The sequence below is a fragment of the Aeromonas sp. 604443 genome (genome assembly GCF_049170315.1).
GTDB classification, from domain to species: Bacteria; Pseudomonadota; Gammaproteobacteria; order Enterobacterales; family Aeromonadaceae; genus Aeromonas; species Aeromonas veronii_A.
The window spans coordinates 1-23,048 of record NZ_JAAKMI010000007.1; the positions used below are offsets into that span (position 1 = coordinate 1).

Genomic DNA, 23,048 nt, shown 5'->3' on the forward strand with positions numbered 1-23,048 from the left:
CAGAAGTGAAACGCGGTAGCGCCGATGGTAGTGTGGCATTCGCCATGCGAGAGTAGGACACTGCCAGGCACCCAATTTAAGAACCCCGCTCATAGAGCGGGGTTTTTTATTGCCTGCAATTTAGAAAATCGTCAGATAACTGACCTTTTATTCCCTCTTCCCTGCCGTTTTCTCCATTTTTCCTCCTCGATTTTCTCCGGTTCTGCCATCGCCGCTGGCTCTGGTTGCCGTTATAATGGCCGCCCTCAAGCAAGGTGGTGGTATGAAAGCAGAATATCTACAGCGATTCGGGGGCATTGCCCGTCTTTATGGTCAGAACGCCCTGCGTTCCTTTAGCCAGGCCAAGGTCTGTGTGGTGGGGATCGGCGGTGTTGGCTCCTGGGCGGCGGAGGCGCTGGCCCGTGCCGGTATCAACCAGATCACCCTGATCGACATGGACGATATCTGCATCACCAACACCAATCGCCAGATCCACGCTATGCAGGGGACGGTCGGTCGCCTCAAGACCGAGGTGATGGCCGAGCGTATTCGCGCCATCAATCCGGATTGCGAAGTGATCGAGGTGGACGATTTCGTCACCGCCGACAACTTGGCCGAGCATATCAAGCGAGAGTTTGACTATGTGGTGGATGCCATCGATTCGGTCAAGGCCAAGGTGGCGCTGATTGCCTTCTGCAAGCGCAACAAGATCCCGGTGATTGTCGCGGGTGGTGCTGGCGGGCAGATGGACCCGACCCAAATCACCGTAGCCGATCTGGCCAAGACCATTCAGGATCCGTTGGCCGCCAAGGTGCGCTCCGACCTGCGCCGGTTGCACAACTTCAGCAAGAATCCGGCGCGCAAATTCGGGGTGGAGTGTGTCTTCTCAACCGAGCAGTTGAGTTATCCGGATGGCAATGGTGGCACCTGTCAGGCCAAGGCAGCCAGCGATGGCACCATGAAGATGGATTGCGCCTCCGGCTTTGGCGCCGTGACACCGGTGACGGCAACCTTTGGGCTGGTTGCCGCGTCCCGGGTATTGAAGAAGATTGCCGAGCGGGGGGCCCGCGCCGAGAAAGAGAGCGGGAATGAAGAAGCCGGGTCGATTGGTGAAGCCTAATCGACCACTGAACAGAGCGGGTTAGACAGCCTGTTCCCGGATCGCCAGTACGATCGCTCTGAGCCCGTTACCTCGTGACGGGCTCAAGTGTTTCTCAAGCCCAAGTTCGCTGAAATAGCCTTCCATATCAAAATCCTGGATCGCCGCAGACGATTGGTGGTTGAGCGCGGCCAGCACGATGACGATAAGGCCTCGCACGATGCGGGCATCGGAATCACAGGCAAAGTGCCAGCAGCCATCCTCGCTTTGTTCTCCCTTCAGCCAGGCCTGGCTTTCACACCCCTTTAGGCGGAACTCCTCCTGCTGCCATTCGCCGGGTAGCACCGGCAACTGCTTGCCGAGCTGGATGATGAGCCGGTACTGGTTCTCCCAGCCGTGGGCGGCGGCAAACTGCTGGCGGATGGTGTCGGCGTTGGGCTCAAGGCCAATCTGGGTATAGCTTGCGAGGTCACTCATTCGGTTGTCTGCCTTAGAAGAAGTCACTGAGTTTGTGCAGGGCGGCCAGCAGGGCGTCGACATCGTCCCGATTGCTGTAGCAGGCCAGCGAGGCGCGCATGGTGCCGCCGATCCCGAGTGATTCCATCAGCGGCATAGCGCAGTGATGGCCGACTCGCAGGGCGATCCCCTGCATGTCGAGCAGGGTAGCAGCATCTTGCGGGTGGATGTCGTCGAGCAAGAAAGAGACAGCACCGGCGCGTTGGCCAGGTTCGCCGACCAGACGCAGCCCCGGCACCTGTTGCAGACCTGCGACCAGATAGTCGCTCAGTGCCTGCTCATGTCGGGCGAGCCATTGCCGATCTTGCGCCATCACAAAGTCGATGGCGGCGGCGAGGCCGATGGCGCCAGCGATATGGGGGGTGCCCGCCTCGAATTTGAAGGGCAGGGTATTGAAGGTGGTGCCACTGAAACTGACCCGATCGATCATCTCGCCACCGGCTTGCCAGGGCGGCATCCGCTCCAGTAGTTCGGTGCGGCCCCACAACACACCGATGCCGGTCGGGCCATAGAGCTTGTGACCGGAGAAGGCGTAGAAGTCGCAACCGATGGCTTGCACATCCACCTCGAGATGAGCCACCGCCTGGGCGCCGTCGATCAGTGTCACGGCGCCAGCTGCCTTGGCCGCTGCCACCATCTCTTTGACTGGATTGACGGTGCCAAGGGCATTGGATACGTGGGCCACGCTCACCAGCCGGGTACGTGGCCCCAGCATGGCGTGATAGGCGGCCAGATCGAGATCGCCCCGTTTATCGAGGGGGATGACCCGGATCACCGCTCCTGTGCGTTGGTCGACCAGCTGCCACGGGACGATGTTGGCGTGGTGCTCCAGCGTGCTGAGGATGATCTCGTCCCCCGCTTTGAGCTCGCTCATCCCCCAGCTCTGGGCTACCAGATTGATCGCTTCTGTGGTACCACGGGTCCAGATAACTTCGTGGCTGCGGGGCGCATTGATAAAGCGGGCGACCGTCTCGCGGGCAGCCTCAAAGGCGCGGGTAGCGCGGCCACTCAGAGCATGGGCGGCACGGTGCACATTGGCGTTGTCGGCCCGATAGTAGTGAGCGATGGCATCCAGTACCGCGCGCGGCTTCTGGGTGGTGGCGGCGTTGTCCAGATAGACCAGAGGGTGGCCGTTTACCTCCTGCGCCAAGGCCGGAAACTGGCTGCGCAGTTGGTCGTGCTGTTGCTGATTCATGCTCCCCTCATCATCTGGAAAAAGTCATCATCTCGAAAGGTCGGCCATGATCCTGAAAATAGCGCCCGAACACAAGGCGCGATAAGCCCGATGGGCGGTTGCCTGCCGTGCAGCAGGTACGGCTCGTCGGGTGATTTCTGGTACAATGCCGCCCCTCATCATAAGCCAAGAGATCCGGCCCATGAAGCTCAACCCCAATCAGAACGAAGCGGTCAAGTATGTCTCCGGCCCTTGCCTGGTGCTGGCGGGTGCCGGATCGGGCAAGACCCGCGTCATCACCAACAAGATTGCCTATCTGGTGCAGCAGTGCGGCTACAGTGCGCGCAATATCGCCGCCGTCACCTTTACCAACAAGGCGGCGCGGGAGATGAAGGAGCGGGTCGGCCAGACCCTGGGACGTAAGGAGGCGCGGGGGCTGATGGTCTCCACCTTCCATACCCTGGGGCTCGATATCATTCGTCGTGAGCACAAGAGCCTGAATCTCAAGGCGAACTTCTCCCTGTTCGATGACACCGACCAGCTGGCGCTGCTGAAAGAGTTGACTGAAGACGAGCTCGACAACGACAAGGACAAGCTCTCGGCCCTTATCAGCCAAATCTCCAACTGGAAGAACGATCTTATCCTGCCGGCCCGCGCCATGCGTATTGCTCGCGGGCCGGAAGAGGTGTTGATGGCCCAGCTCTACGAACGTTATCACCGGCAGATGGTGGCCTATAACGCGCTGGATTTTGACGACCTCATCGTGATGCCGACCCTGCTGCTCAAGAGCAATCAGGAGGTGCGCGAGCGCTGGCAGAACAAGATCCGCTATCTGCTGGTCGATGAGTACCAAGACACCAACACCAGCCAATACGAGCTGGTGAAGCAGATCGTCGGCGAGCGGGCCCGTTTTACCGTGGTAGGGGATGATGACCAGTCCATCTACTCCTGGCGCGGTGCCAAGCCGCAGAACCTGGTGCTGCTGAGCGAAGATTTCCCCAGCCTCAAGCTGATCAAGCTGGAGCAGAACTACCGCTCCAAGCGGCGGATCCTCAAATGCGCCAACATCCTGATCGCCAACAACCCGCACGTCTATGACAAGGCGCTCTTCTCCGAGTTGGATGAAGGGGTGAAGCTCAAGGTGCTGTTCGCCAAGAACGAGGAGCACGAAGCGGAGCGGATCGCTGCCGAGATGATGGGCCACAAGTTTATGAACCGCACCCGGTTCAAGGATTACGCCATCCTCTATCGGGGCAACCATCAGTCGCGCATCTTCGAGAAGGCGCTGATGACCAACCGGATTCCTTACCGTATCTCCGGCGGCACCTCGTTTTTCTCCCGCACCGAGATCAAGGACATCATGGCCTACCTCAAGCTGCTGGTGAATCCGGATGAGGACACCGCCTTCCTGCGGGTGGTCAACCTGCCGCGCCGCGAGATTGGCCCCACTACCCTCGAAAAACTGGGGCAGTATGCCAATCAACGCGGAAAGAGCCTGTTTGCCGCCAGCTTCGAGCTTGGGTTGGAGCAGCACCTCTCCGGGCGGGGCCTCGTGGCCCTGCAGGCTTTCACCAACTGGCTGGTACGCCTTGGCGATCAGGCGCTGCGTGGCAATCCGGTGGAGGCGGTGCGGGACATGATCAAGGAGATCCACTACGAAGAGTGGCTCTACGAGACCTCCCCCAGCCCGAAAGCGGCAGAAATGCGGATGCAGAACGTTTCTACTCTCTATCGCTGGATCACCGAGATGCTGGAAGGAGATGAGCTGGAAGAGTCGATGACGCTGGCTCAGGTGGTCAATCGCCTCACCCTGCGCGACATGATGGAGCGCAACGAGGGGGAGGACGACGCGGATCAGGTGCAGTTGATGACGTTGCATGCCTCAAAGGGGCTGGAGTTCCCCTATGTTTACATGGTGGGGATGGAGGAGGGCTTGCTGCCCCACCAGACCAGCATCGACGAGGACAATGTGGAGGAGGAGCGGCGTCTCGCCTACGTGGGCATCACCCGGGCTCAGACCGAACTGACCTTCACCCTCTGCAAGGAGCGGCGTCAGTTTGGCGAGTCGGTACGTCCGGAGCCGAGCCGCTTCCTGCTGGAGCTGCCGCAGGATGACCTTGAATGGGAAAACCAGAAGAAGGTGACTGCCGAGGAGCGCCAGCAGAAGGGGCAGATGGCGGTGGCCAATCTGCGCGCCATGTTCAAGAAAGATTAGGAGGTTGCGTTGCCGGGGGATAGCAGTGGAATGATGTCTGCTCCCGGCATGGGGGGAGATATATAGCGTCCTTGCCCCATCCGGCAGCCGATATCTATCAGCTTCTGTAACTGCTGCTGGTTCTCAATGCCTTCAACCACAAGGGTGTAATCGAGATCCTGACAGATATCCCGCATGGCGCGGATCAGCGCCAGATCTTTGGGGGACTGCAGCATCCGCTGGGTAAAGCTGTCATCCACCTTGATGTAATCTACCGGGAAATGGAACAGGGCGTTGAGGGAGGAGAAGCCGGTGCCGAAATCATCGAGGCTGATCTGGATACCCTTGGCCCTCAGCTCATGCAGGGAGGCCAGCGCATCGGAATCCTGCCGCGACAGCTCCCGCTCGTTGAATTCAAAGATCAGATAGCCTGGTGCTATCCCCTCCTCATCGATAATGTCCACCAACCGCATGATGTGATCATGGTTGACCAGATGTTTGCCGGAGAGGTTGATGGCGACCTTGAACTTGCTCTGGCCCGAGATCGGAAGCCACACTTTCAGTTGCTGGCAGGTGTGGCGCAGGATCTGATAATCCAGCTCCAGAATCAGGCCACATTGCTCCGCCAGCGGAATAAAGTCGAATGCATCCTTCAGAATTCCCTCTTCGGTCAGCCAGCGCGCCATCACCTCCAGACCGGTCAGGCGGCTATCCTGTAGCCGGATCACCGGTTGGTAGTAGGGGACGATACGCCCTTCCCGCAGGGCCCGAGCCAGCATCTCTTCCGGCGAATTCCAGTTCTGGTTGATGCAATCATCCGAGTAGCTGACGATGCGGCTGCGGCCATTGCGTTTGGCCTGGTACATGGCCAGATCGGCCTGGTGGAGTAACTGGCTGATATCCGATGTCTGTTCGGACACACTCGATACCCCCAGGCTGACGGTAATACTCAGCTCATTGCCAAGCAGCCGGAACGGATAGGAGAGGCGGCTGATGATACGGTTGAGCACCGGGCTGATGTCATCTTCATGTTTGCTGCTATCGAGATAGATGACGAACTCGTCGCCCCCCAATCTGGCCACCATATCGTTTTGCCGGATGCAGGTCTGGAGGCGGCGGCTTACCTCCTTGAGCAGCTGATCACCAGCACTGTGGCCCAGGGTGTCATTGATCTGCTTGAAGTGATCCACATCGATGAAGATCACCGCAAACCCCGGTGACTTGTAGCGGTTGTAGTGGGTCATGGCTTGATTGAGGTGGTTCATCAACAGTGCCCGGTTCGGTAGCTGGGTCAGCGGGTCGTGAAGCGCATCGAATTGCAGCCGCCGTTCCAGCTCCTGATGCTGCTTGAGCTGCTTTTGCAGCCTGAGGTTGGTCTGACGCAGCTGTTGCAGCCGCTGGTTGATGGAGTCTTCACTATTGATGTCGTTAAGCTGCTGGCGGATCCGCTTCAGCTCCAACAGCAGGGTGAGCTGGCCACGCAGGAAGTCGAGAAACAGCTTGTCGTCTGTCTCCAGCGGTTGCGCGGTGCTGATGATGAAGTGGGCGAAGTACTGTTGTTGCAGCCGTAGCGGCATGCTGTGCCAGTAGGTTGCCTCCCTGTTGACCTCGATATTGCTGGTGCTGTGGCACAAACCGCTGATGAATTCGTCGCTTTGACGAGGATGTGCGGGATAAATCTTCTCAAGCGTATGGCTGTGGAGCCTGACCAGCAGCATATCCTCAATGGCGAGCATCTGGCGCAGCACCGCCTCCAGCTGGGAGAAGAGCGCCTGACCGGGCAGGGTGTTGGCCAGTCGCATGATGCGGCTGATGCTCTCGATTTTCTTTTTCCAGTTCGGGTCTTTGCGGATCAGCGGAGAAGGCAGCTCGGTGAGATGGGAGCCCGCTTGGGTTTCGGTCAGCCGTTTGGATAGACACTCCAGCAGCAGGCGTAATGTGGGCAGGTCGGATGGTTCGCCGCGAGCCAGCAGCCACTGCACCTGACCATGTTCGATAGGAAAGACGCACCACCCTTCGGCCTCATCGAGCTGGGTGAGCTGATCGGTGATGCGGGACTGCTCCCGCCCCAGTTGTTGCTTGAAGGTATCGCTGATTTTGTAGGCGTAGAGCCAGTTCAGACCACTGTCGGAGAGGCCCAGCATGCCGAAATGCTGCAACGGGCAGAGCTGGTTTATCTGCTTTATCAGATCATCATAATCGCTGCTCTGCGCTGTAGGGGGAGCCGGAAAATCCATAATGGCAGAGACCAACGCCAGCAGAGGAGTTGAGTAGTGGGATTCGGTGGAATGGGGCGACATGAGCAACTCCCGACTATGCCTACCCTACAAGAGTAGTCGGAAGCCGATAGATTGAAAGGGCCGCAATTGCGGCCCTTTCAAATACTTAGAGGTTGTCAGTCATGTAGTGAATGGCGTTTTCAATCTCTTCGTCGCTGCAGCTCGCACAAGTGCCGCGTGGAGGCATCATGCCGGACTTGCCGGTGAAGCCTTCGATGGCATGTTTCTTGAGAGTATCAATGCCCTGAGCGATGCGAGGATCCCAGGCGGCCTTGTCACCCCGTTTGGGGGCACCGGCGGCGCCGGTGTCGTGACAGGCAAAGCAGGCGCCCTTGTATACCGTTTCGCCATCGCGGGGACCGGAAGAGGCGGCCGCCGTCGGTGCAGCACTCGCGCCGGCAATACCTTCCAGATCCTTGGCGGTATAGACCTGACCGATTGGTTTGATCCGCTCGGCAATGGCCTCCGGTGACATCTCATCGGCAGCAAGCACTGCCCCAGACAAGCTGGCGGCCGTCATCCCGACAGCCAGCAAATAGCTCAGTTTTTTCAACACGCTCATATACTCCCAGCAGTCTTTTATTATCCATGTAAACGACGGGATTATAACCGAATAGTTACAGCCATTTAAACGCTTGTGTGTGAAGTGTTAAACACTCTGCGTACAAAGTTTTGGTCGATATCACGGCAATTCGGGCGGTGGAGATAAAAAGAAACCCGGCATTCGCCGGGTTTCGGTTAACCAAGGGGTGAAACGGCCTATTTATCCCAGCTCAGGATCACCTTGCCGGAGTGGCCGGAGCGCATCGCATCGAACCCCTGCTGGAATTCGTCGATGTGGAATCTGTGGGTGATGATGGGGGAGAGATCCAGCCCGGACTGGATCAGGCTGGCCATTTTGTACCAGGTCTCGAACATCTCGCGGCCATAGATCCCTTTGATAAACAGCCCCTTGAAGATCACCTTGTTCCAGTCGATGGCCATGGTGGAGGGGGGAATGCCGAGCATGGCGATCTTGCCGCCATGGTTCATCTTGTCGAGCATCTCCTGGAAGGCGCTCGGGACGCCGGACATCTCCAGCCCCACGTCGAACCCTTCGGTCATGCCCAGCTCGCTCATCACGTCGGCCAACTTCTCCTTGGCCACGTTGACCGCGCGGGTAGCGCCCATCTTGCGGGCCAGCTCCAGTCGATATTCGTTGACGTCGGTGATCACCACGTGGCGCGCACCCACATGGCGGCAGACGGCGGCGGCCATGATGCCGATGGGGCCTGCCCCGGTAATGAGCACATCTTCACCCACCAGATCGAAGGAGAGGGCGGTGTGCACCGCATTGCCGAACGGGTCGAAGATGGCAGCCAGCTCGTCCGGGATATTGTCCGGCAGCTTGAAGGCGTTGAATGCGGGGATCACCAGATACTCGGCAAAGGCGCCCGGGCGGTTGACGCCAACACCAATGGTGTTGCGGCAGAGGTGAGTGCGGCCAGCGCGGCAGTTACGGCAGTGACCGCAGGTGATATGCCCTTCACCGGAGACCCGATCGCCGATGGCGAAGCCGCGCACCTCCTGACCGATGGCTACCACTTCCCCAACATATTCATGGCCGACCACCATGGGTACCGGAATGGTCTTCTGGGACCACTCGTCCCAGTTGTAGATGTGGATATCGGTGCCGCAGATGGCGGTTTTGCGGATCTTGATCAGCAGGTCGTTGTGGCCGAGCTCGGGGGCCGGTACATCCGTCATCCAGATGCCGACCTCTTTGTGCAGTTTGGAGAGTGCTTTCATGGCTGTTCCTTCAATATGAATGCAGAAAAAAGGGGCTGCAGCCCCTTGATTCAAATCAGATAACGCCGAGTTCACGGCCGATGCGGATAAAGGCGTCGATCGCCTTGTCCAGCTGCTCGCGGGTATGGGCGGCAGACATTTGGGTGCGAATGCGCGCCTGACCCTTGGGCACGACCGGGAAGGAGAAGCCCACCACATAGATGCCGGCTGCCAGCATGCGGCTTGCCATTTCGGAGGCGAGTTTGGCATCCCCCAGCATCACCGGAATGATGGCGTGGTCGGCGCCTGCCAAGGTGAAACCGGCTGCGCTCATCCGCTCGCGGAAGTAACGGCTGTTCTCTTTCAGACGTGCGCGCAGGTCGTGACCTTCCGCCAGCATGTCGATCACCTTGATGGTGGCGGCAACGATGGAGGGGGCCAGCGAGTTGGAGAAGAGGTACGGGCGGGAGCGCTGACGCAGCCAGTCGATCACCTCTTTCTTGCCGGAGGTATAGCCGCCGGATGCGCCGCCGAGCGCCTTGCCCAGGGTGCCGGTGATGATGTCGACCCGATCCATCACGCCGCAATATTCGTGGGTGCCACGACCGTTTTCACCGATAAAGCCGACGGCATGGGAGTCATCCACCATCACCAGTGCATCGTATTTGTCCGCCAGATCGCAGATGGATTTGAGGTCGGCGATGACCCCATCCATGGAGAAAACGCCGTCGGTGGCGATCAGCTTGAAGCGGGCGCCATCGGCGTCAGCCTGTTTGAGCTGGGCTTCCAGCTCGGTCATGTCGTTGTTGGCGTAGCGATAGCGCTTGGCCTTGCACAGCCGCACGCCGTCGATGATGGAGGCGTGGTTGAGGGCATCGGAGATGATGGCATCTTCGGCGCCGAACAGGGTCTCAAAAAGACCGCCATTGGCATCGAAGCAGGAGGAGTAGAGGATGGTGTCCTCGGTGCCGAGGAAGGCGGACATCTTCTGCTCCAGCGCTTTATGCTGGTCCTGAGTGCCGCAGATGAAGCGCACCGAGGCCATGCCGAAGCCGTGGCTGTCGAGTCCCTGATGGGCGGCAGCGATCAGATCCGGGTGGTTGGCCAGCCCAAGATAGTTGTTGGCACAGAAGTTCAGTACCTGCTCACCGCCGACGGCGATGCTGGCCTGTTGGGCGGAGGTGATGATGCGCTCCTGCTTGTACAACCCTTCAGCTTGCACCTGGTTCAGTTGCTCGGTCAGGTGACGATAGAATCCGTTAGACATCCTCGATCCTTAGTGGCTATTTCAGCTGCGTATCAACAGAGGGCGACATTTTACTGCAATCTGTTGCGGTAAATTCAAATGATTGTGCTGATATTCAACAAATGTGAAACAGATCTCACCCAGCTGGTTGGGCCAGCTGACGGTAGTGCTGTTCCAGTTGCTGGATCTGTCCGGCCACCTGGGGTTGCACATAGGGGCGCAGCAGGAACAGCACCTTTAATACGCCCTGATAGAGCAGAGGTTTGGTGATGCGGGTGTTGGGGGCTTGGGCAATCTGGAACGGGATCCAGCAGGTCACCACCATCTTGATGGTCTGGCCCAGATCCGGCAGGTCGTCATCGCTGACGTCGATAATGCCCCCTTCGCGCAGGCTTCTGAGCAGGGCGACCACGGAGGAGCGCATCTGCTCTTGGGCCTTGAGGTACTTCTGCTGCAGTGGTTCGTCACGGCTCAGGATGTCCGGCAGATTGGCGTAGAAGAAGCGGAACTGCCACATCAGATAGAAGATGGCATCCAGATAGCCCATCAGGTCCTGCAGGGTGATCTCACGGTTGCGGGTCGGCACGAAGCTCTCGCTCAGGTGGCGGGCATACTGGTCGAAGATGGAGTGGATGATGTCTTCTTTATTGCGGAAGTGGTAGTAGAGGTTGCCCGGGCTGATGCCCATGTGCGCCGCAATATGGTTGGTGGTGATGTTGCGTTCACCCTGATCGTTGAACAGCTCGGTCGCGCTGTGAATGATCCTGTCTCTGGTTTTCATCACTCATTCCTCCAACAGGTTCCGCTCGGGGCAGTTTTGAACAAGGTCGAATCCCCGGACGGCCCGTGATAAACTTTTCGGCAATTTCAAATTGGCTCACTATACACAGCTTTAACAAGCAGTCACATGTAGCCATCAACGTACGAGAGGCAAACTCCATGATCGTAGTAACTGGCGGTGCTGGCTTTATCGGCAGCAATCTGGTCAAGCAGCTGAACGCTCAAGGACGGACCGATATCGTGGTCATTGATGACCTGACCGACGGCACCAAGTTCGTCAACCTGGTCGATCTGACCATCGCTGACTACATGGACAAAGACGAGTTTCAGGCTCGCATCGTCTCCGGTGACGAGTTTGAAGAGTGGGACAACGGCATCGAGGTGATCTTCCACGAAGGCGCCTGCTCTGCGACGACCGAGTGGAACGGCAAGTTCATCATGGAGGTCAACTACGAGTACTCCAAGGATCTGTTCCACTACTGCATCGAGCGTGAAATTCCGTTCATCTACGCCTCTTCTGCCGCGACCTACGGTGGCCGCAACGACAACTTCATCGAAGATCCCAAGTTCGAGCAGCCGCTCAACGTCTATGGCTACTCCAAGCAGCTGTTTGACCAGTACGTGCGCCGCTGGATGCCGGAGATCAACTCTCAGGTCGTTGGCCTGAAGTACTTCAACGTCTACGGCCCGCGCGAGCAGCACAAAGGCTCTATGGCTTCCGTCGCCTTCCACCTCAATACCCAGGTGAAGAAGGGCGAGAATCCCAAGCTGTTCGAAGGTTGCGATGGCTTCCCGAACGGTGGCCAGATGCGTGACTTCATCTATATCGACGATGTCTGCAAGGTAAACCTCTGGTTCTGGCAGAACCCGCAGCACTCCGGCATCTTCAACTGCGGTACCGGTCGTGCCGAGCCTTTCCAGAACGTGGCCGAAGCGGTGATCAAGCATCATCAGAAGGGAGCCATTGAGTACATTCCCTTCCCGGATCACCTCAAGGGTCGCTACCAGAGCTTCACCCAGGCTGACATGACCAAGCTGCGCAGCGTGGGTTATGACGCCGAGTTTAAAACCGTTGCCGAAGGGGTAGCGGATTACATGGCCTGGCTCAACCGCTAACGGGTGAGCACAACGCGGCAGTTTGAGCGCAAAACCGGAAGTGGGCACTCGCCTGCTTCCGGTTTCTGGTCTCTGTGGCTGCTTGCCGTTCCTCTCTTCTCTACCGGGTAACCGCGCGATGAATATATTGATGGCACTCTCCCAGCTCGAGGTAACGGGAGCTGAGGTCTATGCCACCACGGTCGGTAACGAACTGACCCGGCGTGGTCACAACGTCTTTTATGTATCAGATACCCTGACCAAGCCGACTCTTGGCCCAGTCTTCAAGCTGAGATTCAACAAGCGCAGCATTCTGCGCCGCTTCTGGCACGTCTTCTACCTTATCTATCTCATCAAAAAGCACCATATCCAGTTGGTGCATGCTCACTCCCGCGCCTCCGGCTGGAGCAGTTATGTGGCCTGCAAGCTGACTGGCACCCCGATGATCACCACGGTTCATGGTCGCCAGCCGGTGCACGCTTCGCGCAAGGCATTCCATGCTCTCGGCTATCGGGCAGTTGCCGTTTGTGAGGATATTGCCCATCAGATTGTCGACAATCTGGGGGTCGATCCCGCGATCGTGCAGGTGCTGCGCAACGGTATCGAAACCGACAAATTCCAGCCTGTGCCAGCGCCGGACAACCCAAAGCCGGTGATTGCCATCATTGGCCGTTTGAGCGGCCCCAAAGGGGAGCTCTGTTACCGTCTGCTCGACGAGGTACTCGATCTGGATGCCTACAAGGTGCGGATTGTCAGTGGTACCAAGGTGCCTGAGCGCTTTGCCCGTTTCGAAGGCCGTGCCGAGTTTGTTGGCTATGTTGACGATGTGCCCGCTCTGCTGGCGAGTTGCGATCTGGTGATCGGCGCCGGTCGGGTAGCGATGGAAGCACTGCTCTGTGGTCGGCCCGCCTTTGCCATTGGTGAAGCCAAGGCAGTTGGTCTGGTAACCGAACAGAATCTGGATGATGCTCTGGCGAGTAATTTTGGCGATATCGGCCCCAAGGATCTGGCCATCGATTTTGCCGCGCTGAAGGGCGAAATCGAATCCGCCCTCGCAAGCAATGTGGTGCCGGAAGCCATTCGCCAACGCATTCAGGATGAGTATGGCTTGCAGGGGGTAGTATCCGGCCTCGAAACCATCTATCAGGATGCCGTAGTCGAAACCCTGCGCCGCGAGATGCCCGTCATCATGTACCACCGTTTTATCGAACAGGATAGCGAGAAAGGGGTGCATGGCACCTGGATGCCGATCACCATGTTCGAGAAGCATCTGCGACTGATGAAGTGGCTCGGCTACGAAACCCTGACTTTCCGCGATTTGGCGGACAAAGGCTTTATCCACCGTCTGCAATACGGCAAGAAGTACCTGATGATCACCGCCGATGACGGCTATCAGGACAACCTGACCCGCATGCTGCCGCTGCTGGAAAAATATGGTTACAAAGCCGTGGTGTACGTGGTCACCGGTGCAGGCTATAACCGTTGGGATGTGGAGCATCCGACCAATCCGGATACCAAGGTTTCATTGATGAGTGGCGAGCAGGTCAAGGCGCTGGCCGCCAGCGGTCATGTGGAAATTGGTGGTCATACCCTGACTCACCCCCGCTTGAGCAAGCTCACACCCGAACAGCAAGCCCATGAAATTCAGGAGAATAAACGCCAACTGGAGGCCCTGCTTGGCCATCCGTTGCTCTCGTTTGCCTACCCTTACGGAGATATGAACGAGAGTGCCAAGGAACAGGCTATCACCGCCGGGTATCGTTTTGCCGTCGCTACCAATAGCGGCCCCAAAGCGATGCACCAGGACCCTTTCCAGATCCGCCGGATTGCCATCTTCCCCCGTACCGATGTATTCGGGCTGTGGCGAAAAATTCGTGGGAATTATGTGTTCAGGAAATAACTTGTGAATTTAGATAAAAATTGCCTACGACTAAATATTATTGTGCAATTTGCAGCTTTTTTATTTGGCGCAATAGTTTTAACGGTCCCCAGTGGCTATGGATATGGGCCCAGCATTTTAGTTTTGGCAAGTGTTTTTGTCTTTTGGCGTAAAAAATATTATTTGGCAATGAGTTCAGAGGTGAAAATATTATCATATATATTCATCTCTTTTTTTGTCATCCAAGCAGTATCAATCGGGATTGATGGTGGCGCTCTCAAAGAGTTAGACCGACCAAGTCGCTTGTTAATGGCTGCAATGACCTTACCTTTATTAAGTGTGTTCCCCATTAACATAAACGTTCTTATTGCTGGCCTCTCTATAGGAGCAGTGAGTTCAGGTCTAATCGCAATATATGAAAAGTTTTATCTTGGAATGCCTCGAGCTTTTGATGAAAGCATGCCAATTCAGTCAGGAAACATCAGCATGACATTGGCATTGTTATGTCTGTGTGCTTTTTTCTGGTTCCGCCATTTAGGGAAGAAAAACATTGCTGCCTTTATGCTTCTTTCATTTTTAATGGGGGGTATAGGCAGTTTTCTCTCCGGGACCAGAGGTGGCTGGGTTTTACTTCCAATCGTCTTGTTTACAATAGTTTTTTATTTTAGAAAACAGCTATCCCTGAAAGATGGTCTCTATGCAAGCACTGTATGTGCCTTGTTGCTTTTCTTGGCTATGCTTCCGCAAAGTGGCGTAATGGATAGGATATATAATGCAAAAGCGGATGTTGTTCATTATTTTGATGGTGTGAATCCGGATACATCTCTAGGCATTCGATTGCAGTTGTGGGAAAGTGCATATAACTCTTTTTTGGAAAAACCAATTTTTGGTTGGGGAAATAACGGAATTCGCTTATCACAATTAAACCAATATAATAATGGTTCTATATCTGAGTTCATTTATAATTTTAACTCACATGCACATAATCAATTTTTAGATGAATTGGCTAAACGCGGCATTATAGGCTTCTTGATGTTAGCCCTGCTGTACTTTTATCCACTTTGGGTTGCGAGTAAAAATAGAGATAACTTATTGGTCAGTAGTATGTTGGCGGTTTCATCATTAACTCTTGTTGATTATAGCTTAAGTCAAGCATTTATAAGTCATAACTCCGGGATGATATTCTTCATGTTTTTATTTTCGGCTTTAATTACCACAATAAAGGTATCGCCTTTGGAGGGAAGAAAATGATTAAGAAATTGCAATCATGGCGCGATATCATTCGTCGTAAAATAGGGATTGTGCTTTTTGACCGATCTTTGAGATCGTCTTCAAATGAAGATGGTGCTATAGTCTTTGTTCGTTGGGATGCCAAATTGGGGGATGCCATAGTATCATCTTGGGTCGCTCGTGAAATAAAAAAGAAGTTTCCAGGCAAAAAAGTAGTTGCAATTACAACCCCTGAGATGAGGTCTTTATTTAAAAACCAGTTTCTTTTTGATGAAGTTTATTCTATTCCGAAAAGACCAAGTTATGCAGCACTCGCCTCATTGGCTAGAGATATAGGAGATATTGAATATCTTGTTCATCTTACTAATGAAATGAAGATGAAAGATATTTTCTTTATCTCAAAATTATCTGTAAAAAATGTTATTGGTATAGATGACAAAATAAAATGTGTGAATATTAAAATTGGTCATTTAACCAAGAATATTCACTTCTCACAGAAGTTTGCCTTGGCCGTTAATAAAATGGGGGTTGATAACCCCGATACAGATTATATTGTTCCAGAATATCTTGAAGATGAGTCAAGCGTTAAATATAGCTGGCCTGATAATCCCACAATCTGTTTTAATCCTTACGGTAGTGGCAGCTCACGAACATTTAATGATGAAAAAATTATCGAGATCCTGAAGGTTATGTTGAGCAAGCCTGGATATAATGTATGTTTGCTCTATCCACCGATAAAGAAAATTGAAACAGAACACAATATCAGGAGAATGCCTGATATCTTAAGGGAAAGAGTTATCACACATGACTCATCCCATTCTTTAGGTGTTCTATTCGCTCAAATAAGAAATAGTATCGGTATCGTGTCTGTAGATACGGCGACAGTACACATTGCTGCAGGGCTTAAAAAACCTATATTTGGAATATATAATGATAATTTTGGTAAAGGTGAAAACCGGGAGTGGTTACCAAATTTTGAGAAAGCCATGGTAATGTATGTTGATGCTAAAAAAGAACAAAATGTAAACTACATTAATATGGATGAGTTTGAGAATCAATTTAATGATTGGTATGTTCAGTACATAGCACAATAATTTAGATTTCTGCACCATAGCCTGGTGCAGAATAAAAATTAAAGCATCGCCTTTATGTATTTATTTACCCATATATCTAGTCTGTATTGATTCTTTATATCGTCAGATATGTGATGATAAGGGATCGTTAAAAAGTCAGGTGAGACTTTTAGATCTGTATCTGTTATGCAAAATATATTGTTGGGATGAAAGAACGGAAATGTCTCTGCGGTATTGTTATTTGATATTATCTTTTGTTCATAGGCAAGAGACTCAAAGAATCTAAAAGACAAGCCTTTTTGTGACTGGTATCCTATATCAAGAATACAGTGATAAGCCGATGAGATTGCCAATAGTTCATCACCAGTAATTGGCTTGGTAATTATTTCGATTCTCTTGTCTCTTATTTTTTTGATCTTTCGGTGGTGATCAACATAAATCATGATTTTAATTTTTAAGTCTGGGTTAGCATCCAGAAATGCAGTTATAAAGGCGTAGCGTTCACGATCAAAGCTAAAAATACCAAACACATCACCATCATAGTTTCTGTTTGGTTGGAGTGGGGTTAAATTCTTTTTATAGTAGTTAGTTACTGGTGTAAAGCCATATTTTTTAACATCTTGCGGATCAAAGCTCAAAACTTTATCAAAAAGTGAAATGTTTTTGATATTATTTGGCATTCTGAGAGTACTGTCCCACAGGTGGCAAATCATCCTGTTGGTGCATTTTTTGAGCTGTGTCAGATGTTCTGCCGTGTAAATATCAGGATTAGTGAGGATAGTGATATCAAAGTGGCGGTTTTTTGTAAAACCATTCAAAAACTGGGTGGTCGACAGCCAGCTTCTTTCTTGTTTTAAATTTCTTTTAAACAGAGCCTTTGAAATTAAGTTTGATATTCTCTCTACTGGGTGCAGGTAATCATATCTAGATATTTCTCCATTCTCAATAAATGTAACCACGTGTCCTTGTTGTCGCATCTCTTCAACTATCGGGGTAATGAGCCCTGCGTTATCAATACCTATTAATAGGATATTCATTGGATTAGCTCTCAAAATGACATTGCAATGTTATTTCATTAAATTTAATAAACTAAAGTGACATAAATGATTTTATGGTCTCTGTACTAGAGAATGGGCTGTAAAAATGATCTGGTATATGCATTTTATCAATATCCATACGAGATATTTTTTGCGCTATTTTGGGAATGTCAAAAAGGGCGCAAAGGTTATCTTGCAGTGGCCCAGTAAGAATTTCTGCCGGTCCAGACGGGCAATCCACGCTGATCACCGGGGTATGGCAGATGAGTGCTTCAATAAGCACTGTTGGCAGCCCTTCAGCATCGGATGTCAGGATGAGCGCCTGAGCGGCTTTGATATAGGGGTAGGGGTTCTTCTGAAAGTCGATGATCTTCACCTTGCTGGCAAGGTTCATCTCCTCGATCATGGCTTCAATGTGAGGGCGTCGCTCCCCTTTGCCCATCAGAACGAGTGGCGTAGCAACGCCGCTTAGCTGATATGCCTGCAAGAGACGATCGTGGCGTTTTCGTTCTTCGAAGGTGCCGACATGGATAAAATACTTTTCAAATGGCTTGTTGAAAGGCTCATCGGCCAACGCCTGAATTTTCTCGATATCAAACGGATTGTAGATAACCTGACACGATTTTGGTGTGGCTCTTACATTGTGCAAAATGTCGTCCGCGATGCCACGAGATACGCAGATCAGTTTCTTGCCATTATAGAAACGCTTGAATTTTTCATATCCTTTGGCATTGTCTTTGGCAAAGCCGGTGACATTTCCGTGGATCCAGTAATAAATATTCAGTGTATCAGGCAGGTGTCTGGTAATTTTGTCACATGAGCATGAGATAATTACGTCAGGCGAGATCTCTTGGACTTTTTTCAAGATCAGAGATGCTTGTATTTTTTCAACCGCAACATTGGATATGGCTTTAGTCAGCTTTGTGACAATGCCAAGATTAATCGGGTGAATGTTGTCAGGTAGCGTATGGTCTATTTTTTCCCGCAAGGTAAACAAGGTAACATCGACACCTGCATCTTTTAGCAAGGATGCGGTATTGAGCAGAACCTTTTCCGCACCACCACCATACAAGTCTTCAACAATGAATAAAAACTTTTTAACTGGTGGGGTCATAACTGCTCCGCGGGTCTCATAACTGACTGGTAAATCTACTAAAAATGTGAATCGTAAACGAGCAAAATCAGGTGGCAACTGTTAAAGTCGTTAGCAATTTTTTCAATAGGTGTGGATCAATGATTGGTCTTAGTGGGCGCTACCATAACGCATTATTCGCGGCCTGTATATTTGCCGGGCTGCTGCTCTCCTGGTTGTTTTCTGTTAATCAGCTCCTCACCGGCGACCAGACCCAGATGCTCTACAAGGGTTACCTTGGAGCCTATGAGGGGGTCTGGCTCAGCTATGGCAATGCGGCGAGTGCGGTGGGCAATGTGCCGGGGAGCTTGTCGGCCTGGCTGATTGGTGGGCCGCTGCTACTGTGGGATTCTCCCTATGCCCCCATGGTGTTGCTGCTGGTGATGCGGTTGGTCGGTTTTCTGCTATTTGATGCGGTTATCCGCCAGGTGTTTGTTGACCCCGTATCGAAGGGCAATGCGCGGTTGCTGTTTCTGGTGCTCTGCTGGCTCAACCCCTGGTTCCAGTATGAGAGTTTGCTCTACAACCCCTCCTATCTCTTCCTCTTCTCGGCCATGCACTGCTGGTCGGCCTGGCATATGCGCGATCGGGCCTCCTTCTGGCACATGATTGTTCATCTGCTGGCTATCGGTATGGCGATGCAGTTGCACTACTCCTGGCCGTTGCTGGCTGTGATCTCCACCTACCTCTTCTGGCGCCGAATCCTCAAGGTGAGCTGGAGCGGGGCGGTGGTCGCAGCCCTGCTGATCGGTGCATCTCTGATCCCTTACGCCATGGAAGTGATGAGCAACAGCCATATCACCCAGAACGTCGATCCCGAAGCGCGTCAGCGCTATATCGGATGGGGGCTGGTGCATGTCTATCCGGTGCTGAAATCGGTGATCTACTGGCTGCGTTACGGCTCCTGGCTGTTTGCCAGCAAGCTGGTCAACGACACCCAGTTCATCTGGCTGGCGGGTCATGAATATTTGCAGATGACAGCAGTCTGGCTGTGGCGGGTGGTGATCTACGGGGTGGGCTCTGCCACCGTGTTGCTGGCGGCCAAGGCCAACTGGCAACTGTGGCGGGATCTCAAGCCGCGTCTGCTGCGCAGCGACCGTGCATCAGTGGACGGCACGAGCTGGCTCGGCCTCTATGCGCTGGCGGCCGTATTGGCTGTGCTGGTGAGTGCGGCGCTCTCGCCCATCATCTTTAACTATTGGCACCTGATGCTGATATTCCCCTATGCCCTGTTCCCGATCCTGCTGTTGCTGGTTAGCTGGAGCCGCAACCATCCTCAGTGGGTTGGCAAGGGGCTGCTGGCAGCCACCCTGTTCTGCACCGCTGTGAACCTGATTGCGGCGAGCGACAGCACCAAGTTCTCCTATCAGGCGGACTACAAGCAGCAGGTGCAGGAGTATTTGCAGGAGATGAAGCTGCAACCCAAGTAACTGGGTTGTGTGATCAGTCGAAGGGAGGCGTAATGCCTCCCTTTGCTTTTTCCGTAGCTCAATAAGCGGGTTGTGGTTGCCGGTTATCGCTGGTGGCGTAGCCGACCTGCTTTGGTTGCCATTGCACCAGCTGCAAAGGCATAGCCGGAATGCAATAATCTACAAGCTTTCAGCTTGTTTGCGGTGTATCTATAACCCATGAATACCACCGATTCCCTCATCCGCTACTGGCAATCCCCGCACCTGCCGGGGGTCGAGCTGTCGCACTCCCACCACAGGGCGTTCAGCTATGGCCGCCATGTACATCTCGACTACCATATCGGGCTGGTGCAGCGGGGTGGCCAGAAGTTTATCCACAAGGGAAATAGCCACCATCTGGTGCGCGGGGTGCTCTCTACCGTTAACCCGGACGAGGTGCACGACGGCCTCAGCCTGCTGCCGGAAGGGTATGAGGTGCGGGTCTTTGCCATCGATCCGCAGCAGCTGGCGCTCTGGCTGCCGGAGCAGCCGGAACCCTTCTTCGACAAGGGATTGCAGAGCCGCCCCGACCTCTATCAGGGCTTTGCCCAGCTGCACGGCTATCTCGACAACCCCAAGGCCGATGGCCTGCTGATCGAGAGCCAGCTGCTTGCCCTGCTGGGGGAGCTGCTGCATCTGGCCCCCGAGGTACACCAGCTGGCGGATCCTCAGTTACGATTCCTGCGCGACTACCTGATGGCCGCCCTCGACGAGCCCCACTCGCTGGAAGAGCTGGCGGGGCTGCTCGGGCTCGATCGCTTCGCCTTCCTGCGCCAGTTCAAGAAACGCAGCGGCATGACCCCCTACGCCTGGCTGAAACGGCTACGGCTGGAGCAGGGCAAGCGGCTGCTGGCGAGCGGGATGGCGGTGAGCGAGGTGGCGCTGGCGGTCGGCTTCTTCGATCAGAGTCACTTCCACCACGGCTTTCGCCAGGCATTCGGTCTGACGCCCGCCGAATTTCGTGCCCAGATGCAATCTTTTACAAGCCGCGCCCCCCGCTGATCCGTCATGCTGGCTCTCCGTCGTTAAAGCGAGAGTTGTTATGCTGACCAGTCTGTTCGTTACCCTCGGCCTGATGCACCTGATTGCACTGGCCAGCCCCGGCCCCGATTTCGCCCTGATCCTGCGCACCAGCCTGCACCGGCCGACCGCCCTTGGCGCGGCGCTGGGCATCTCGCTGGCGATCATGGTGCACGCCACCTTGAGCCTGACCGGGATCAGCATGCTGATCGCCAGTCACCCGCTGCTGTTTATGGTGATCAAGTGCTGCGGCGTCCTCTATCTGGGCTGGTTGGGGTGGGGAGCCCTGATGGCGGCTCGCCAGCAGAGCAGCACCGTGATGCAGAGCGCCGCCAACGAGCTGCGCGGCTGGGGCAGGGGCGTGCGCACTGGCCTTGCCACCAACCTGCTCAACCCCAAGGCGCTGGTGTTCTTTATCGGTCTGCTGGCCGCCATGGTGACGCCAGAGGTGGACGGAATGACCCGCAGCCTGCTGGTGGGCGAGCTCTTCATCATTTCCCTCTGCTGGTTCGGGCTGCTGGCGTGGAGCCTCTCCACCGATCGTGCCCAGCGCCTGCTGCTGCGGGTACAGCGACCACTCAATCTGGTGACCGGCGTGCTGTTTGCGGTGGTCAGCCTCTCCATTCTGGCGAGCATGGGCGCCGAGCTAATGGTCTGACGAGTCGGCGCATGGGCCTATACTCCAACAAGGTTTACCTGTCAGGAGTACCCGGCCATGCGTCTACTGCCTTTTTGCTGGTTGTTGGGGATGACCCCGGCGCTGGCGGCCCCGGTTCAGCTCAAATTGCTGGAGTGGGGCTATCTGCCTGCGGGTTATGAACAACAGTTTGCCGACTACGCCAAAGCCCATGGGGTGGAGGCGACGGTCAGCCGGATCGAGCCGCTGCTGACCGATTTCGACAGCGTATACCGCGCCCTGCGCACTCGCAGCGCCGATGTGGTGCTGCCGACCAGCTACTTCTACAAGGCCCATCACCAGCCGCTGTTCAAGCTGCTGCTCCCCATCGATTTCAGCCGCCTGCAGCACTACGCCGAGGTGAAGCCTGCCCTCAAGAACACCGAGTATGACAAGCAGGGGGAGCGCAACTACTCGGTGCCCTTCTCCTACGCCATGTTCAGCCTCGCCTATGACAGCAAGCAGGTGCCGCAAGCGCCCACCAGTTGGCAGGTGCTCGCCAACAGCTCGCCGCCGGGTCAGTTTGCCGAGTTCTGCGACCAGTTCGAGCCGCTGCTCTTTTCGGTGCTGCTCTCGCTGGGCAAGTCGCCCGCCCTGTTTGCCAGCGGCGAGATGCTGGCCGACAAGACCTTGCAGCAAGAGGTGGAGCAGCAGCTCTCGCAGCGGCTGCAAGCCAGTCGCGGCTTCTGGTTCAATCAGGTCAACCGCTGTGAGGATCTGCGCCAGCAGACCTTTGCCACCACCTGGGGGCTGGAGCTGGTGGAGTGCAACAAGCAGAACGATCAGCAGTGGCGGATCGCCATGGTGCAGGAGGGGGCCATCTATGCCCTCGATGCGATCTCCATCGCCCGCCATGTCGGGGATGATCCTGCACGGCTCAAGGCCGCCTACCTGCTGGTGGATTTTCTGCTGAGCGCGCCGCTGCAACGCCAGATGCTGGTGGGCACGCCCACCATCTCGGCTAGCAATATTGCCTCCCAGCCGGCCCTCAGCCCGCAGGAGCAGGAGGTGCTGCCGGATCGCCCGCTGCCGGAGTTTGACGAGCGGCTGCTGGTGCCCGCGTTGCCCGCCCATATCAAGAATCGCTACAAACGGATGGTGCAGCAGGCGATCGTCGCCAGCGGCAAAGAGTGGCTGGTCAAGCAGTGCCCCTGGGATCTCGATAACTGATGAATGAGCCTGCCGCTTCTCCGGCGGCAGGCCAGTTTGCGCAAGATGGCTGATGATCGGTCATCGCGCGTTCCAGAGCATTCCCCCATTCAACCCACGCCGCTCGTTGGCCCCCATCGTTTGAAAAAACTGCGCGCTTTCCGCAATCCCATTTAGCCGGATTAAACAACCGAACCCTCGCCAGATTGCCGCTCATACCCTGGCTGACCTTGTACAAAAGTGCCGCAATTGTGACAACTTGGATGTGAGCTGAA

The 23,048-nt window shown here is 54.7% G+C and carries 19 protein-coding genes; 10 read left to right on the forward strand and 9 right to left on the reverse strand.

Annotated features, from left to right (window positions below; all coding sequences use genetic code 11):
• Window positions 1-262: 262 nt before the first annotated feature.
• The gene (gene tcdA / locus G5380_RS11395) at window positions 263-1,099 is read left to right on the forward strand and encodes a tRNA cyclic N6-threonylcarbamoyladenosine(37) synthase TcdA (RefSeq protein ID WP_064339107.1); all 837 of its coding nucleotides are present in this window, start codon (window positions 263-265) and stop codon (window positions 1,097-1,099) included.
• Between the two features lie 21 nt (window positions 1,100-1,120).
• Here the strand turns inward: tcdA and G5380_RS11400 are convergent, their stop codons facing one another.
• On the reverse strand, window positions 1,121-1,555 hold the full coding sequence (locus G5380_RS11400; protein ID WP_407957124.1) for a SufE family protein: 435 nt from the start codon (window positions 1,553-1,555) through the stop codon (window positions 1,121-1,123).
• 13 nt (window positions 1,556-1,568) lie between these two features.
• The gene (locus G5380_RS11405) at window positions 1,569-2,789 is read right to left on the reverse strand and encodes a SufS family cysteine desulfurase (RefSeq protein ID WP_421352757.1); all 1,221 of its coding nucleotides are present in this window, start codon (window positions 2,787-2,789) and stop codon (window positions 1,569-1,571) included.
• Between the two features lie 181 nt (window positions 2,790-2,970).
• Here G5380_RS11405 and rep point away from each other — a divergent pair, with 181 nt between their 5' ends.
• Complete coding sequence (rep, locus tag G5380_RS11410; protein WP_421352758.1) at window positions 2,971-4,983, forward strand: DNA helicase Rep; 2,013 nt, start codon at window positions 2,971-2,973, stop codon at window positions 4,981-4,983.
• On the opposite strand, the gene G5380_RS11415 is transcribed toward rep, so the two are convergent.
• The 5 genes from G5380_RS11415 to G5380_RS11435 all read right to left on the reverse strand — a co-directional run bounded on the left by G5380_RS11415 (window position 4,980) and on the right by G5380_RS11435 (window position 11,035).
• Window positions 4,980-7,262 carry a putative bifunctional diguanylate cyclase/phosphodiesterase gene (locus G5380_RS11415; protein WP_216979758.1) on the reverse strand — a complete coding sequence of 761 codons (2,283 nt, stop codon included), beginning with the start codon at window positions 7,260-7,262 and terminating at the stop codon, window positions 4,980-4,982. The genes rep and G5380_RS11415 overlap by 4 nt on opposite strands.
• A gap of 85 nt (window positions 7,263-7,347) precedes the next feature.
• Window positions 7,348-7,803, reverse strand: coding sequence for a c-type cytochrome (locus G5380_RS11420; RefSeq protein ID WP_227341639.1), 456 nt, complete (start codon window positions 7,801-7,803; stop codon window positions 7,348-7,350).
• A gap of 197 nt (window positions 7,804-8,000) precedes the next feature.
• Complete coding sequence (gene tdh / locus G5380_RS11425) at window positions 8,001-9,029, reverse strand: L-threonine 3-dehydrogenase (RefSeq protein ID WP_005340852.1); 1,029 nt, start codon at window positions 9,027-9,029, stop codon at window positions 8,001-8,003.
• A 55-nt stretch (window positions 9,030-9,084) separates the two neighbouring features.
• Window positions 9,085-10,275 (reverse strand): glycine C-acetyltransferase, encoded by a 1,191-nt coding sequence (locus tag G5380_RS11430; RefSeq protein WP_216952604.1) that lies wholly within the window; start codon window positions 10,273-10,275, stop codon window positions 9,085-9,087.
• Between the two features lie 115 nt (window positions 10,276-10,390).
• A complete protein-coding gene (locus G5380_RS11435; RefSeq protein WP_100644767.1) occupies window positions 10,391-11,035 on the reverse strand; it encodes a TetR/AcrR family transcriptional regulator in 645 nt (214 codons plus the stop codon).
• A gap of 158 nt (window positions 11,036-11,193) precedes the next feature.
• On the opposite strand from G5380_RS11435, the gene rfaD reads away from it, so the two are divergent.
• The 4 genes from rfaD (at window position 11,194) to G5380_RS11455 (ending at window position 16,332) form a co-directional block, all read left to right on the forward strand.
• Complete coding sequence (rfaD, locus tag G5380_RS11440) at window positions 11,194-12,150, forward strand: ADP-glyceromanno-heptose 6-epimerase (protein ID WP_005340846.1); 957 nt, start codon at window positions 11,194-11,196, stop codon at window positions 12,148-12,150.
• A 118-nt stretch (window positions 12,151-12,268) separates the two neighbouring features.
• Window positions 12,269-14,029: a polysaccharide deacetylase family protein gene (locus G5380_RS11445; RefSeq protein ID WP_421209185.1), complete on the forward strand. Its 1,761-nt coding sequence runs from the start codon at window positions 12,269-12,271 to the stop codon at window positions 14,027-14,029.
• A 3-nt stretch (window positions 14,030-14,032) separates the two neighbouring features.
• Window positions 14,033-15,259, forward strand: coding sequence for an O-antigen ligase family protein (locus G5380_RS11450; protein WP_421209186.1), 1,227 nt, complete (start codon window positions 14,033-14,035; stop codon window positions 15,257-15,259).
• Entirely contained in the window at window positions 15,256-16,332 is a 1,077-nt protein-coding gene (locus G5380_RS11455) for a glycosyltransferase family 9 protein (protein ID WP_421209187.1), read from the forward strand. The genes G5380_RS11450 and G5380_RS11455 overlap by 4 nt, the downstream gene beginning before the upstream one ends.
• A 38-nt stretch (window positions 16,333-16,370) precedes the next feature.
• On the opposite strand, the gene G5380_RS11460 is transcribed toward G5380_RS11455, so the two are convergent.
• Window positions 16,371-17,348 (reverse strand): hypothetical protein, encoded by a 978-nt coding sequence (locus G5380_RS11460; protein ID WP_371167165.1) that lies wholly within the window; start codon window positions 17,346-17,348, stop codon window positions 16,371-16,373.
• 52 nt (window positions 17,349-17,400) lie between these two features.
• The gene (locus tag G5380_RS11465) at window positions 17,401-18,462 is read right to left on the reverse strand and encodes a glycosyltransferase (protein WP_421209189.1); all 1,062 of its coding nucleotides are present in this window, start codon (window positions 18,460-18,462) and stop codon (window positions 17,401-17,403) included.
• Window positions 18,463-18,698: 236 nt separating this feature from the next.
• Between G5380_RS11465 and G5380_RS11470 the strand changes: the two genes are divergently transcribed.
• The 4 genes from G5380_RS11470 (at window position 18,699) to G5380_RS11485 (ending at window position 22,794) form a co-directional block, all read left to right on the forward strand.
• Entirely contained in the window at window positions 18,699-19,910 is a 1,212-nt protein-coding gene (locus tag G5380_RS11470; RefSeq protein ID WP_421209233.1) for a 3-deoxy-D-manno-octulosonic acid transferase, read from the forward strand.
• Window positions 19,911-20,108: 198 nt separating this feature from the next.
• A complete protein-coding gene (locus tag G5380_RS11475) occupies window positions 20,109-20,930 on the forward strand; it encodes a helix-turn-helix transcriptional regulator (RefSeq protein ID WP_005357044.1) in 822 nt (273 codons plus the stop codon).
• Between the two features lie 40 nt (window positions 20,931-20,970).
• Window positions 20,971-21,606: a LysE family translocator gene (locus G5380_RS11480; protein ID WP_421348490.1), complete on the forward strand. Its 636-nt coding sequence runs from the start codon at window positions 20,971-20,973 to the stop codon at window positions 21,604-21,606.
• A gap of 57 nt (window positions 21,607-21,663) precedes the next feature.
• Window positions 21,664-22,794: an ABC transporter substrate-binding protein gene (locus tag G5380_RS11485; RefSeq protein ID WP_421348491.1), complete on the forward strand. Its 1,131-nt coding sequence runs from the start codon at window positions 21,664-21,666 to the stop codon at window positions 22,792-22,794.
• The last annotated feature ends 254 nt before the right edge of the window (window positions 22,795-23,048 follow it).